Source organism: Eggerthella sp. BIOML-A4 (assembly GCF_009875575.1).
In the GTDB taxonomy this organism is placed as follows: Bacteria; Actinomycetota; Coriobacteriia; order Coriobacteriales; family Eggerthellaceae; genus Eggerthella; species Eggerthella lenta.
Window position 1 is genome coordinate 172,630 of record NZ_WWRX01000002.1, and the last position, 13,027, is coordinate 185,656.

Annotated in this window: 14 protein-coding genes; 6 read left to right on the plus strand and 8 right to left on the minus strand. The window is 55.8% G+C overall.

Annotated features, from left to right (window positions below):
* Nucleotides 1-79: 79 nt before the first annotated feature.
* The gene (locus tag GT613_RS02525) at nucleotides 80-1,129 is read right to left on the minus strand and encodes a ParB/RepB/Spo0J family partition protein (protein ID WP_021410621.1); all 1,050 of its coding nucleotides are present in this window, start codon (nucleotides 1,127-1,129) and stop codon (nucleotides 80-82) included.
* On the minus strand, nucleotides 1,122-2,006 hold the full coding sequence (locus tag GT613_RS02530; RefSeq protein ID WP_009305573.1) for a ParA family protein: 885 nt from the start codon (nucleotides 2,004-2,006) through the stop codon (nucleotides 1,122-1,124). Before GT613_RS02530 ends, GT613_RS02525 begins: the two co-directional genes overlap by 8 nt.
* Nucleotides 2,007-2,347: 341 nt before the next feature.
* Here GT613_RS02530 and GT613_RS02535 point away from each other — a divergent pair, with 341 nt between their 5' ends.
* Entirely contained in the window at nucleotides 2,348-2,749 is a 402-nt protein-coding gene (locus GT613_RS02535; protein WP_009608929.1) for an endonuclease domain-containing protein, read from the plus strand.
* Nucleotides 2,750-2,926: 177 nt separating this feature from the next.
* Here GT613_RS02535 and rsmG read toward each other — a convergent pair whose 3' ends face one another.
* The 6 genes from rsmG to rpmH all read right to left on the minus strand — a co-directional run bounded on the left by rsmG (nucleotide 2,927) and on the right by rpmH (nucleotide 6,109).
* Nucleotides 2,927-3,568, minus strand: a complete 642-nt coding sequence (gene rsmG, locus GT613_RS02540) for a 16S rRNA (guanine(527)-N(7))-methyltransferase RsmG (protein ID WP_009305576.1) — start codon at nucleotides 3,566-3,568, stop codon at nucleotides 2,927-2,929.
* A 430-nt stretch (nucleotides 3,569-3,998) separates the two neighbouring features.
* Nucleotides 3,999-4,520 (minus strand): R3H domain-containing nucleic acid-binding protein, encoded by a 522-nt coding sequence (locus tag GT613_RS02545; protein WP_009305578.1) that lies wholly within the window; start codon nucleotides 4,518-4,520, stop codon nucleotides 3,999-4,001.
* A gap of 37 nt (nucleotides 4,521-4,557) precedes the next feature.
* Complete coding sequence (locus GT613_RS02550; protein WP_009305580.1) at nucleotides 4,558-5,343, minus strand: YidC/Oxa1 family membrane protein insertase; 786 nt, start codon at nucleotides 5,341-5,343, stop codon at nucleotides 4,558-4,560.
* 46 nt (nucleotides 5,344-5,389) lie between these two features.
* Nucleotides 5,390-5,623 carry a membrane protein insertion efficiency factor YidD gene (yidD, locus tag GT613_RS02555; RefSeq protein WP_009305581.1) on the minus strand — a complete coding sequence of 78 codons (234 nt, stop codon included), beginning with the start codon at nucleotides 5,621-5,623 and terminating at the stop codon, nucleotides 5,390-5,392.
* 11 nt (nucleotides 5,624-5,634) lie between these two features.
* Nucleotides 5,635-5,961: a ribonuclease P protein component gene (rnpA, locus tag GT613_RS02560; protein ID WP_009305583.1), complete on the minus strand. Its 327-nt coding sequence runs from the start codon at nucleotides 5,959-5,961 to the stop codon at nucleotides 5,635-5,637.
* 13 nt (nucleotides 5,962-5,974) lie between these two features.
* Nucleotides 5,975-6,109 carry a 50S ribosomal protein L34 gene (rpmH, locus tag GT613_RS02565; RefSeq protein ID WP_013981168.1) on the minus strand — a complete coding sequence of 45 codons (135 nt, stop codon included), beginning with the start codon at nucleotides 6,107-6,109 and terminating at the stop codon, nucleotides 5,975-5,977.
* Between the two features lie 754 nt (nucleotides 6,110-6,863).
* Here rpmH and GT613_RS02570 point away from each other — a divergent pair.
* The 5 genes from GT613_RS02570 (at nucleotide 6,864) to GT613_RS02590 (ending at nucleotide 13,014) form a co-directional block, all read left to right on the plus strand.
* A complete protein-coding gene (locus tag GT613_RS02570; RefSeq protein ID WP_009305585.1) occupies nucleotides 6,864-8,012 on the plus strand; it encodes an ATP-binding protein in 1,149 nt (382 codons plus the stop codon).
* Nucleotides 8,013-8,135: 123 nt separating this feature from the next.
* A complete protein-coding gene (gene dnaA, locus GT613_RS02575) occupies nucleotides 8,136-9,698 on the plus strand; it encodes a chromosomal replication initiator protein DnaA (protein WP_009305586.1) in 1,563 nt (520 codons plus the stop codon).
* Nucleotides 9,699-10,060: 362 nt separating this feature from the next.
* A complete protein-coding gene (gene dnaN / locus GT613_RS02580; protein WP_009305587.1) occupies nucleotides 10,061-11,161 on the plus strand; it encodes a DNA polymerase III subunit beta in 1,101 nt (366 codons plus the stop codon).
* Nucleotides 11,162-11,179: 18 nt separating this feature from the next.
* Nucleotides 11,180-12,442, plus strand: coding sequence for a DNA replication/repair protein RecF (locus GT613_RS02585; RefSeq protein WP_009305588.1), 1,263 nt, complete (start codon nucleotides 11,180-11,182; stop codon nucleotides 12,440-12,442).
* Complete coding sequence (locus tag GT613_RS02590) at nucleotides 12,439-13,014, plus strand: hypothetical protein (protein WP_009305589.1); 576 nt, start codon at nucleotides 12,439-12,441, stop codon at nucleotides 13,012-13,014. Before GT613_RS02585 ends, GT613_RS02590 begins: the two co-directional genes overlap by 4 nt.
* Nucleotides 13,015-13,027: the final 13 nt, after the last annotated feature.

Below are 13,027 nucleotides of genomic sequence, written 5' to 3' on the forward strand. Positions count from 1 at the left end.
AATACGTATACAAAAATAAGAAAGCCCGGAATGTTTCACGTGAAACATTCCGGGCTTTCTTTTGGGAACCTTTCGACCTTTAGGACGCTGCAGCTATGAGCTCCTCGAACAACCTCTCGAGATCTTCCTCATCTTGGAATTCAATCTCAATCTTGTTCTTTCCGTTAGAAGACTTCACCTTTACGGGTGTGTGCAACACATCTTTCAAAGCTTTCGCCACCGTTTTAAACGTCTTAGGCAACGGCTCCTTCTTCGTCGGGGCGTCATTGCGCTTACCCGAGAACAGACGCGCTATAGCCTCTGCTTCTCGAACCGTAAGTTTTTCCGCAACAAGCTTGTCCGTCAGCTTCTGACGCCCTTCTTTCGTGGGAATGGACAGGATTGCGCGTGCATGACCCGCCGATATCTTCTCCTCGAACAATAATTGCTGCGCCTCTTCGGGAAGCTCGAGCAAACGCAACGCATTAGCCACAGTAGAACGGCCTTTTGACATAGCCTGTGCTACTTCGGACTGCGTGAGGTTACGACGCTCCATCATGCGGCGATAACCGTATGCCTCTTCTATAGGGTTAAGGTCGGAACGCTGAATATTCTCCACAAGAGCAAGCTCGAGCGCTTGATCGTCGTCCGCATCCTTAATGCGTACCGGCACGGTTTTCAATCCTACGATTTTACATGCCTGCCAACGACGTTCGCCCGCGATGATCTGATATTCATTGGTTCCAACGGGACGAACGAGAATCGGCTGCAGCAGACCATCCTTCTCGATTGATGCTGCAAGCTCCTCAAGCGCCTCTCTTTTGAAGTTCGTGCGCGGCTGATCGGGGTTCGGGCTGACGGACTCTATCGGAACCTCGTCGGTTCGGCGCTGAACAACGCTTTTGATGGTTACCTGGCTTTCACCATCGACGATCGATTCCTCTTTCATTGGCGTGATTGTTTCACGTGAAACATTCTGACGTTCAACCACGGGTTCGGTATGCATAGGGATCGGCACGACAGTCTCTTCGCGTTGTTGCTCCACCAACACCCGTTTAGGCGTAGATTCGAGAGGGGCTGCTTCCTCAAACGCTCCACCAAGAAGCGAGTTCAAGCCACGACCTAATCCGCTTTTGTTCGCTTTAGCCACGTTGTACCACTTCCTTTGCGAGGTTTACATACGATTGCGCTCCCTTGCCCGATGGATCGTATTGGGTGATAGGCTGGCCGAAGCTCGGTGCTTCAGACAATTTAACCGTACGGGGAATAAGCGTCGTAAAAACCGTTTTACCGAAATAGCTGCGCACCTCTTCAACGACTTGTCGAGAAAGAGTAGTACGACCATCGTACATAGTAAGAAGAACACCGAAGATATCAAGGGTAGGATTCAGACGAGTTTTGACACGTTTCATTGAATCAAGGAGTTTTGTCACACCTTCCAGTGCGTAAAACTCGCATTGAATTGGTATCAACAGCTTGTCCGCAGCAACAAGCGCGTTGACCGTCAATAAGCCGAGAGAAGGAGGGCAATCGATAAATACATAGTCGTACTTGCCTCGAAGGCTTCCTACGGCGTCTTTTAAGCGATTCTCACGGGCCATCTCGGATACAAGCTCTACTTCTGCCCCTGCAAGATTTATCGTGGCTGGTACGAGATCGAGCCCTTCGCCCACATCCGGGATGATGACATCCTCTATTGCAACGTCGTTCAATAAAACGTCGTACACGCAATTGTGCACTTGGCTCTTCTCGATACCTAAACCACTCGAGGAGTTGCCCTGCGGATCAAGATCGACCAACAAAACTTGCTTGCCCAACTCTCCCAATGCGGCGGAAAGGTTGATCGCAGTCGTGGATTTTCCAACGCCGCCCTTCTGATTGATGATGGCCATCACCTTTGTCTGACCGACCACATGTTTGACAGGCGCTTTATCTTTGATCGTCTTGATAGGAGTAGGAGGAACTTCTTGCTCTGCCAAAGGCTTCACAGTCTCTCGTTCAACCACTTCAATATGGTCGATGATCAACTCGTCCTCTACGATCTCTTCTTTTTTATGTTGCTTGACAGTCTCTGCTGCTTTTTTGTCTCGTTTGAGACCATCGAATAGTCCCACAGGGACCCCCTTTCTTGACCGCGAACACAGTATACCTTGTTTAGTGTTTCACGTGAAACACTCGCCCAAAATGTTTCACGTGAAACATCGGGAGCCTGCTAGAACCAAAAGTGTTTCACGTGAAACAAATATAGAAACCGCGTTGGAAAATGAGGTAAACGGCGTGAGATCCGCATAGACCGCACGCTAGAAACCTGCCATATGCACGTAAGACCACATCTGTACAATACTAGATAGGAAAAAGGAGGTTGCTGATGAATACCACGCGGCGCCAATTGCTCGCCCAGCGGGCAGAAAACATGCGTAATCAAATGACCTATCCAGAGCGAAGGCTTTGGTTCTCGTTCTTACGAGAATATCCTACACCGTTCGTAGCTCAAAAAGTGATCGGATCATACATTGTTGATTTCTATTGCAGAAAGGCGCGTCTCAGCATTGAACTGGACGGTGATAGCCATTATACCGAAAGCCAGAAGGAATACGACCGCGTTAGAACAACCTTTCTCGAAATACTCGAGATCAAAGAGCTCAGATTCACTAATAACGAAGTAATGGAAAACCTCGAAGGCGTGTGCGAAGCGATCCACGCTGAAGTCCTCAAGCGTCGTAACGACGTTCACGGAAGCCTATTCCAAAAAATGAAGGACAAACATTAGACTCCGCTGGATCCGAATTCAATTCACTATCTGCGTTGTCAATGCGAGAACGCGGCGTTTGGCGTTTACTCTGGATCCGAGCTAAATGCGCGTAGGCTGCGTGTTAGAACTGAATGGAATCCGCGTAAGGTTAGCGCTAGATTCTAATGCAGAATGTTTCACGTGAAACATTCTGCATTAGAGCGGGCGTTTTTGCGCGAAGCCTGTTTTGCGCGGAAGCTTTACATGCGGGGTACCCGTTTTTTCGAAGCAAATGATGCGGCGGTGATTCTTGCCAAGCTCAACGATACGATCGGATACAAGCTTCATCGCCAAGCGGTTTTGCAACGATAGGGCATGCTCCATCTCTTCATCGGATACATTGGCTTTATAGCAAATCAACCGCCCACCTTCCTGCAGCAACGGGCTGGCGAATTCCATGAGTATCGACAGCTGAGCAAGCGCCCGAGCGGTCACCGCAGCGAACGAGGCAGGTTCTTCACGAGCAAGGTCTTCGATTCGGCCGGTATACACATCAACGTTATCAAGACCTAACGTTTGCACCATCGAAGCGAGGATCGTGGTTTTCTTACCGACGGAATCAGCTAGAAGCGTAGAACGACCGCTCTCTATAGCTAGGGGAATACCCGGATAACCTGCCCCTGATCCAATATCGACCATTCGACCTTCCGGTGCTTCTCTCAATTCAGGCAGACCAACTAAAGAATCCTGCACGTGGAGAAGCATCCCTTCATCCCATGTCGAAATACGCGTGATGTTGGTGGTCTTATTGGCTTCGATAACCAACTCCAGATGGCGTTTCAAAAGATCCTCGCGCATGTTCACTCCTCTATAATCGAATGCCCTCAGTATAGAGGAATGTTTCACGTGAAACATTCAAATCACGACGTTTCAAATGTTTCACGTGAAGCATTTGAGCGAAACGCACCTCAGGTAAGAGTGTTTCACGTGAAACATTCATGACGCGAAACAGACTGAGGTTAGACCATTGTCTATTGTTTCACGTGAAACACTCACGACAATAAACCGAGCTCTTGACCCTTTTCTAATGTTTCACGTGAAACATTTAGCGTAAGGACAAAGGAGAATCAGGTTTAAGGCGATTCGCTTTCGAAACACGAAGGGAGACGGGGGAGCCATCATCGAAAGTCTCGATTGAAAGGAACTTCTAATGTTTCACGTGAAACATTAGAAACAAAAAACCCGCACCTTTCGATGCGGGCTTGCGGCTAAACTGAGACTTACAAGTTTAGCGAGGAAGAATCACCACATGACGGGCGCTGCCTTCGCCTTCAGATGCCGTCTCCACACGGTCGTCGTCGCGAAGGCAGATGTGCACGATACGACGCTCGTACGGCGTCATCGGACGAAGCTTGATGCTGCGGTTCTGGCTAGCTGCGCGGTTCGCGGAAGAACGGGCAATCGATTCCAGCTTCTCGCGCTGACGGCTCTTGTAACCTTCGACGTCCACGATGACCGGGTAGCGGAACCCGATGGTGCGCACGGTAATCGCCGACACGAGGAACTGCAGAGCGTCGAGCGTCTTGCCGTGACGGCCAATCAGCACCGCCAGATCGTCGCCCGTGATGTCGAGGATCAGCTCACCTTCGTCGCCTTCGTACTCGTCGATGGTCACTTCGCCCACCTCGAAGTACTTGAGAATATCTTGGAGCGCTCCAATCGCCGTATCGGCAATGCGATCTAGATCCTCGTCGGTCAGTTCAGCGGGTTCCTCATCAAGAGGCTTCTCATCAACCAATTCTTCAGCCATGACAGACTCCTCAATGTTTCACGTGAAACAATCGCGGTTACTTGCGCTTCGTCGTATCCTTCTTGGTCGGACGGGGCTTCTTCTGCTTGCGGGTCACGTCCACCTCGATAGGCTTCACCTCGATGGTTTCAGCGGCCTCGGCGTCGCGCTTCTTCATGATGCGCATGGAGATCTGCTGCTGCGCGATGCCCATGAGGGAGGACGCGCCCCAGAACAGAAGCACGCCGGCGGGCGAGCTCCAGCTGATCCAGAGCATGAACACGCTCATCACAGCGGCCATGATCATGGTCTGCTTGCGCTGCGGGTTGTCCTTGTTTCCCATCTGCATGAGAACCATGGGCAAAAACGTGGCGCCCGCGAAGATCACCATAAGGATCAAATAGGGAACAAACGTTCCAAAACCAACGGCCAGAGCCTCAGAAGGCCTCATAACCAAGCTGGGAACCAGGTTGTAGAACTCGTAGGTGGTGCCCGATGTGCGCGAACCCATCTCGCTGAGCACTTGAAACAACGCCATGAAGATAGGCATCTGCAGCAGCATGGGCAGACAGCCCGCCAGCGGGTTGAACTTCACCTCGGCGTAGAGCTTCTGCATCTCTTCCTGCAAGCGAGGCTGATCGTCAGCGTACTTGCGCTGCAGCTCCTGCATGAGCGGCTGCACCTTCTGCATCTGAAACGACGATTTCGTCTGCTTGTGCATCAAAGGCGAGATCAGAATACGGAAGATGACCGTCACGATGATGATGGCCAGGCCCCAGTCGCCGCAGAAGTCATAGAAGAAATGGATAATGTCGAATATCCAGTCCTTAAATACGTCCCACATGTTCAGTTGTTCCTTCCTCTATACCAAAGAAGCCCGCGCGACGACCTCAAGGAACAGGATCGTAGCCGTGCGAACCCCCCGGACGACAACGTAGCACACGCTTCACCGTGAGCTTGAAACCCCGGCAGAACCCGTAGCGCTGGAAGGCTATGAGCCCGTATTCGGAGCACGTCGGCGTGAAGCGGCAGCAAGAAGGGAACAGAGGGGAAATGGCAGCCCGGTAGAAGGTGATGAGAAACACCGCCACTTTGCACGGCACCTGTTTCAGAAATGCCTTCATTCCTCTCGTCCCTAACGTAATTCAGCCCGCTTCAACGTCTCGGCACATGCTGTATGCACTTTACTATAAGAACTCCTCATGATACCCGACTTCGCGAGAAATATCACATCGTAGCCCGCCCACGGACCACCCAGTTCGTGACATATGGCTCGCATGCGTCGTTTAGCGCTGTTGCGCCATACCGCATTCCCTGACTTTTTACCCGCAATAAAAGCAACACGACCTTGCTGGCCGTGCTGCTTCGTGGGTAACACTATGAACGTAAGGTACGGCGTATGCAGACGCTTACCGCATGAGAACAGATCGGAGATATCCCCGCGGGATTTAATGGTCTCCAACCTAAAGCTCTCTTTACACGCAGAGACGCTTGCGCCCCTTGGCGCGACGAGCAGCCAGCACCTTGCGGCCGCCCTTCGTCGACATACGAGCACGGAAACCGTGGCACTTAGCCCGCTTACGAGTGTTAGGTTGATACGTGCGCTTCATATTGATTCCCTTTCATGGTTTTAGAGCAACCTCGAAAGTATAGCTCACGTTACCGGGGAGTCAAGGAAAACTCACAAGAAGGGTTCATGATTTTTTCCAGGTCGCTTCGAATAGAACGAACCCCAGGGAAGGTCTCTTCGCCGTGGAAAACCTCGAAAGTTTGTTCTGAATGCCCTTGACCATGCCCGGGTGGCTATTTTTTCAACCGTTTTCCTCTTTTTCGCGCAGCTCGATTGTGGAAAATGTTGAAAACTCTCGATTCATTCGAGAGCCGTTGTGGAAATCTCTAACGTCATCGGTTTGTCAAGGGATATTTTCTCATTCTTTTACAAGCCTCTCATCAGGCATAAAAGGTGATCGTAGTTATTAACAAAGCTTTGACCTGGTGTTATATATTGCTTGCCGGGTGATTCACCCATGCGACCGGGCAATATGTTACCCAATCTTCACGTAAACGAATTCAAACGGTCACGTCCTGCCGGAGGACGCGTTTCGGCCCAGGAAGCGCCAATCCGCTTGGAGGCTATCAACATTTTTGCACGTTTTTCACCAACGTTCGTACGTTTTCCAGAATATGTTCTTCAACGTTTTCCACATTTTCTGAATAGAAAGTGGAAAACGTTGAAAAGCCCATGTGGAAAGCAATGCAGGATTTAGAAATAGATGAATACATAGTTTTGAATGCTATGAATTCCCCAGGTGGATAGATTCAGAATCGAAAAAACGCTACAATGCCTTTGAATGTTGCTGAAAAATGCTGAATATCGAATCTGAAAACGGAACACCATTGGACAACCAGATTGAAAAAGCAGATCATCAGGATGAAACCGCTGATGAAAACGTGGAGCCTTTCGACTACACGCATGTACACGCCGTAGCGCGCATCGCGCTGTACGACGATCTTCGCAGCGCCCCGCGCGTGACGGAGATACACCCGGCGCCGACGGCTGAATTCATTGAAAGCCTTGCATCGAAAATTTATGAACAGGCTAAAAACGCCGGAGGGACCATTCCGTACACCGTCATCCGCGAAGTATCGGAAAACTTCATCCACGCGCGTTTCGCCGAGGCTACCGTGTCCATCCTGGACGAGGGCAATACCATCCGTTTCGCCGACCAGGGCCCGGGCATACCTTATAAGGATCAAGCGCAGATCCCCGGGTTCACATCCGCCGTGGAGCCGATGAAACACTATATTCGCGGCGTGGGGTCGGGCTTGCCCATCGTGAAAGAGTACCTCGATTTCTCGCACGGCACCATCACCATTGAGGACAACCTGGGAACAGGCGCCGTAGTGACCATCAGCCTACGTGCGGGCGAGGCGACCGATATGCCGCCCGTCGACCAATCGAGCGCGCTTCACCCTGCATCCGCGCAACCATCGGCCATGGAACCCGCTTACCCGATGCACGAGGCGCCGCAGCAGCTGCAGCAGCAGATTCCTCCCCAGCAGCCGATGCAGCAACCCGCCTACCCGGCGCAATACGGATACGCAAACCCACCGTATCCGCAGGAAGCCGCGCCCGCACGACCGCCTTACGGTTACGAGCCCGAACCGCAGTACGCGCCCCCGCGCTATGCGCAGAATCCCTACGCGGCAGGCGCGCCCTACTATCCCCAGCACGGTGCCCCGGCTCATCGCGCTCAGGGCATGGACATGCAAGCCCAGCATGCGATGGCGCCGCTTATCCCCCCGTTGTCGCAACGCGAGCGCGACTTCCTGCCCATCTTCCTGAGCGAAGGAGCCCTGGGAGTAACGGACCTGTCGCGTTTGACCGGCGTGCCGCAATCAAGCACGTACGTGGCGCTGTCGAAATTAGAGGAAGCCGGGCTTATCGAGAAAACGGTCGGACAGAAGCGCATTCTGACCGATCTGGGATACCACGTGGCAAATTCCCTATAATCGGCCTTTACCCGGCTTCGATCTGTTAATACAATCGAAGCGGCGGCGGGTGGCGCCCGCTTGACGCACGAGAGAGATGTTTCACGTGAAACATTCGCGATGCCCCCATCAAGGAAGCAAGCTATGAACAGCGAAAAACTCGAGCAGGTCTGGTCCGAAGTATGCGGCCAGGTGAAAAGCTACAACAATATCGATCCGTCGCAGATCAACGCGTTCTTCTCACGCCTGCATCCGCAGGCTATGAGCGACGGGTTCCTCATGATCACCGCGGACAACGACTTTATAAAGACATGGATCGAGCGTCATTATGTCGAGTTCATCAAACGCGCGCTGAACGACCTGTACCACATGCCGTTCACCGTGATCATCGAAGTGGACATCACAGCCGCCGAACCTCCCGCTCCGGCGCCTGCTCCTCCCGCCGCGCAGGCAGCCCCGGCGGCAACCATGGCGACGGCGGCAGAAACGCCTGCGCCCGTCAGCTCTCCGCAGCCCGCGCCGGCTCCTGCCGCGAATGCCGCAAGTTCGCCGCAAATCGACGCAGGCCGTCCCGAAGCGCATAGAGGGGCGGTAGGGGAAGAGGTCGCCGGCGTCGGCGCGAAACGAGAAATAGCGCTCGACGGCCCCGACAGCCCCGCGTCCACGCTTACGTTCGAGAACTTCGTCATCGGCGATTCGAACCGCATGGCGTACTCCATGGCCGTGGCCGTGGCCGAGATGCCGGGCAAGGCGCACCTCAACCCGCTGTTCATCTACGGCAAGTCGGGTCTGGGGAAAACGCACCTCATGCGCGCCATCCAGAACTACATCAACGAGACGATGCCGCAGCTTTCCACCATCTACGTGGACTCGGCCGAGCTGTTGAGCGACTACATGGAGGCCAGCGCGGCGCACGACAAGCAGAAATCCAGCTACAAGAACTTCAAGACGCGCTACGAGGAAGCCGACGTGCTGCTCATCGACGACGTCCAGTACCTGCAGGGCAAGAAGCAGACGCTCGACATCGTGTTCCAGATATTCAACAAGCTGACCAGCCAGGGCCGCCAAGTGGTGCTGTCGGCCGACCGCGCGCCGAAGAACATCGACATCGACGAGCGCTACCGCAGCCGCTTCAACTCGGGCGGCACGTTCGACATCCAGCCCCCCGAGATCGAGACGAAGCTGGGCATCGTGAAAAGCTTCGTGGACGAGTACCGCGAGTCGGAAGGGTCGCACGACTTCAACATCCCCGACGACATCCAGATGTACATCGCGGAAAGCTCCAGCTCGAACATCCGCGAGCTGAAGAGCGCCGTCACGAAGGTGATCTACCAGATGACGTTCTTCAACCAGCCCGACCTCAAGCTGGACGACGTGCGCACGCTGCTGGAGAACCACTTCACCGGCGGCCCTTCGAAGCGCCTCACCATCGCCGACATTCAAAAGGAAGTGGAGAACTTCTACAAGGTGAGCCACGCCGACCTCGTGGGCAAGAAGCGCACGCGCAACATCATCTACGCGCGCCAGATAGCCATATACCTGTGCCGCCAGATGCTCGACCTGCCGTTCAACGACATCGGCAAGAAGTTCAACCGCGACCACTCCACCGTAATGTACTCGGTGACCAACGTCGAGGAGAAGATGAAGGAGAACCGCGAGCTGCGCGAGGAGCTGGAAGCGCTGCGCGGGCTCATCAACGAGATGTAGCGTACGCGCGTTCGGCGGAAAGATGACTGAAACATGACTGACAAGTTGCCGAAAAGCGGTGCAACCCTATGGAAAGATAATAAAAGCGATAATTGATGTTGAGGGAGGGTGCTCGGTCTGCACGATCGATTCAGGAAGAATTCCAAGGGTTGACATGCGATAACGTAGGTTTTCCACATTTCCACCGCCCTTATTATTACAACTATTAAAACCTTAGATATATTAGAGAAGATCAAGAGCAAAGAGCAAAACCCGAAAACCCGCATTCATACGTCATGCCGATCATGCGCAATGTTTCACGTGAAACATTCGAACCTCTATAATGACGGCAGCGCTCGCTGCTTCTAGAGAAAGGGAACGTCTTGAAATTCAGCATCAACCAATCGGAATTGCAGAACGCGTTGTCCGTGGTGCTCAAGGGCATCGCAACCCGATCGACGCTTCCCATTCTGTCGGGCATCTACCTCGACGCGCACGACGACACCCTTACGCTTCAAGCGACCGACCTCGAGCTGTCCATCCAGTACTCGGTTTCGGCGCTCATCGAGGAGACGGGCAAGGCCGTGGTTCCCGGCAAGCTGTTCTCCGAGATCGTGAAGAACCTGCCCGACGCAGCCGTGCACGTGGCAGCCGAGGACGACTCGGCGGTCATCACGTGCGACACGGCGTCGTTCTCCATCAAGACGCTCGACGCGGAGGACTTCCCCGGATTCCCTCACGTGGACGTGCAGCAGGAAGTGTCCATTCCCTTCACGCAGTTCGCTTCCATGGTGAAGCGCGTGGCGCGCGTGGTGTCGAAGGACGAGAGCCGCGCCATCCTCACGGGCGTGCTGATCACGCTGGAGGACACCACGCTCAAGATGGTGGCCACCGACTCGTATCGCCTCGCCATCACCGAAGCCGAGCTTCCCGAATCCAGCGCCGAGGAGTTCCAGGCGGTCATCGCGGGATCGTTCTTGCAGGAGATATCTTCGCTGCCGCGCTCGGAGGACGACCTCAAGCTGGCGCTGGCTGAGAACCAGATCGTCGTCACGTACCACGACACCGTATTCATCAACCGCCGCCTGGAAGGCAACTTCCCGAACTACCGCCAGCTGCTGCCCGATTCCTACGCCACGCGCGTGAGCATGGACGTGGGGCACCTCGTGGCCGGCGTGAAGCGCACGTCGCTGCTGGGACAGACCAGCTCGCCGGTGCGCTTCGACATCAATATGGCGTCGCAGACCGTGCAGCTGTCCGCCGTGGCGCAGGACGTGGGTTCGGCCCAGGAGACGCTGTCGTGCGAGGGCGAAGGCGAGGACGTGGAGATTGCGTTCAACTACGCCTACGTGCTGGACGGGCTGTCCTCCGTGAACACTGACAACGTGTTCCTCGAAGTGCAGTCATCCATGAAGCCCGGCATCTTCAAGGCGGACGAGGGCGAGAACTTCCTGTACCTCGTCATGCCCGTGCGCATCGCGTAAGGACGCGCGCGGCATATCGTGGATCTGGCCATCGCCCATATCTCGTTTCTGAACTTCCGCAGCTACGAGGCGTTCGATCTCGACGGCATCGGTCCGCTCACGGTGCTCGTGGGACCGAACGCCGCGGGGAAGACGAACGTCGTCGAGGGAATAGGCCTGCTGACGGCGCAATCGTCGTTTCGACATGCGCCCGTCGACCAATTGGTGCGCGCCGGGGCTCCCTTCGCGCGCTTGACGGCCGACGTCACCGACGGCAGCCGTCAGCTTGAGCTGGCGGTACAGATGGCCGAGGGCAAGAAGAAGCACCTGCTGAACGGGAAGCCCAAGCGCACAGCCGACCTGAAGGGCCTCGTACCGTCCGTGACGTTCACGCCCGACGACCTGGAGCTGGCGAAAGGGGCCATGTCGGTGCGCCGCGCCGCGCTGGACGCGCTGGGCTCGCAGCTGTCGGCCAACCACTACCTCATCCGGCGCGATTACGAGAAGGTGCTGCGCCACAAGAACCGCCTGCTGAAGGACGAGGCGCCGGCTGCGCTGGTGGGGGCGATGAACGAGACGCTGGTCACGTGCGGCGCGCAGCTTTCGTGCTACCGCGCCGCGCTGTTCGAGAAGCTGGCGGCTTCGATGGCGTCGTACTACGCTGAGATCACCGACGGGCATGAGCGGCTGGACGCGGGCTTCGTCCCTTCGTGGGAAGAGCACGATCCCCTTTCGTTCGCCACGCGCACGTTCGGGCGCGACGAGGCGCGCGAGGCGCTGGCGGATGCGCTTGCGCGCCGCGGCGGCGAGGAGCGCGTGCGAAAGCGGGCGCTCGTGGGCCCGCATGCCGACCGCATCGAGTTCTTCATCGACGGCAAGAACGCCGCCCTGTTCGGCAGCCAGGGGCAGCAGCGTTCGGTGGTGCTGGCGTTCAAGCTGGCCGAGGCCACGCTGATCCAGGACATTTTGCGCCAAAAGCCGGTGCTGCTGCTGGACGACGTGATGAGCGAGCTGGACGCCGCGCGCCGCCGCGCGCTGGTGGCGTTCATCTCGGGCGACATCCAGACGTTCATCACCACGACGAACCTCGCCTACTTCGACGACGACCTGCTGGGCGGCGCTCGCATCGTAGAGCTGGAGAAACCGCGCAAAACCGGCGAAATGCCTGACGAGGATCGAATGTTTCACGTGAAACATTCGCCGATCGACGCGCAACCGGCGCGCGGGGAGGCCGAAGAGCGCGACGGGCAGCCGTCCGATCCGGCCGAACAACCTTCGGCGCGAATCGAGGGGGACTCATGAGGAAGCTGGGCGAGAGCATCAACGAGCTGATGGCCGCGCTGGCCGCCGGCGACGACGCGTCGCGCAAGGCGCAGCGCGCCGCCGCCGTGAACGTGGCGTGGCGCAACGCGGTGGAGGCCGTGTACAAGGATGCCGCGCAGATGGTGCTCGACCACGTGAACGCCGTGTACATCATGGCCGCCGACGAGGTGGTGAAGGGCGCGACGACGAAGGCGTCGCATACGGGCACGGGCGCGCAGCTGGTGGTGTACGCCGACGACAGCCTCATCCGCTCGGATCTCGATGCGCGCCAAGAGTTCCTCAAGATGAAGTTGAAAGAACAAGGCGAGCACGTGGAGACGTTCAAGATCCTGCCTTCGCGCTTCGAAATGAAGGCTCACCATCCCTTCCGCCGCGCGGAAGAGGACGGTGCCGTCGAGCGCGCTGCGCGCGCGAGTCGCGAGGAAACCCCGCGCACGCCTTTGTCGCCCGAAGAGGAAGCTGCTCTCGAAGCCAGCGTGGGGGCGGTGGAAAGTCCCACGGTCCGCAGGGCGCTCGAGAGGGCGATACGTGCCGATAAAAATCGCATTTAGCGGTTCGATGCGA

Excerpts from the sequence above, each read along its gene's own strand:
- GT613_RS02535 (WP_009608929.1), top strand. The coding sequence starts at position 2,348 with ATGAATACCACGCGGCGCCAATTGCTCGCCCAGCGGGCAGAAAACATG.
- rsmG (WP_009305576.1), bottom strand. The coding sequence starts at position 3,568 with ATGCGCGAGGATCTTTTGAAACGCCATCTGGAGTTGGTTATCGAAGCC.
- GT613_RS02545 (WP_009305578.1), bottom strand. The coding sequence starts at position 4,520 with ATGGCTGAAGAATTGGTTGATGAGAAGCCTCTTGATGAGGAACCCGCT.
- GT613_RS02550 (WP_009305580.1), bottom strand. The coding sequence starts at position 5,343 with ATGTGGGACGTATTTAAGGACTGGATATTCGACATTATCCATTTCTTC.
- yidD (WP_009305581.1), bottom strand. The coding sequence starts at position 5,623 with ATGAAGGCATTTCTGAAACAGGTGCCGTGCAAAGTGGCGGTGTTTCTC.
- rpmH (WP_013981168.1), bottom strand. The coding sequence starts at position 6,109 with ATGAAGCGCACGTATCAACCTAACACTCGTAAGCGGGCTAAGTGCCAC.
- GT613_RS02570 (WP_009305585.1), top strand. The coding sequence starts at position 6,864 with ATGCTGAATATCGAATCTGAAAACGGAACACCATTGGACAACCAGATT.
- dnaA (WP_009305586.1), top strand. The coding sequence starts at position 8,136 with ATGAACAGCGAAAAACTCGAGCAGGTCTGGTCCGAAGTATGCGGCCAG.
- GT613_RS02590 (WP_009305589.1), top strand. The coding sequence starts at position 12,439 with ATGAGGAAGCTGGGCGAGAGCATCAACGAGCTGATGGCCGCGCTGGCC.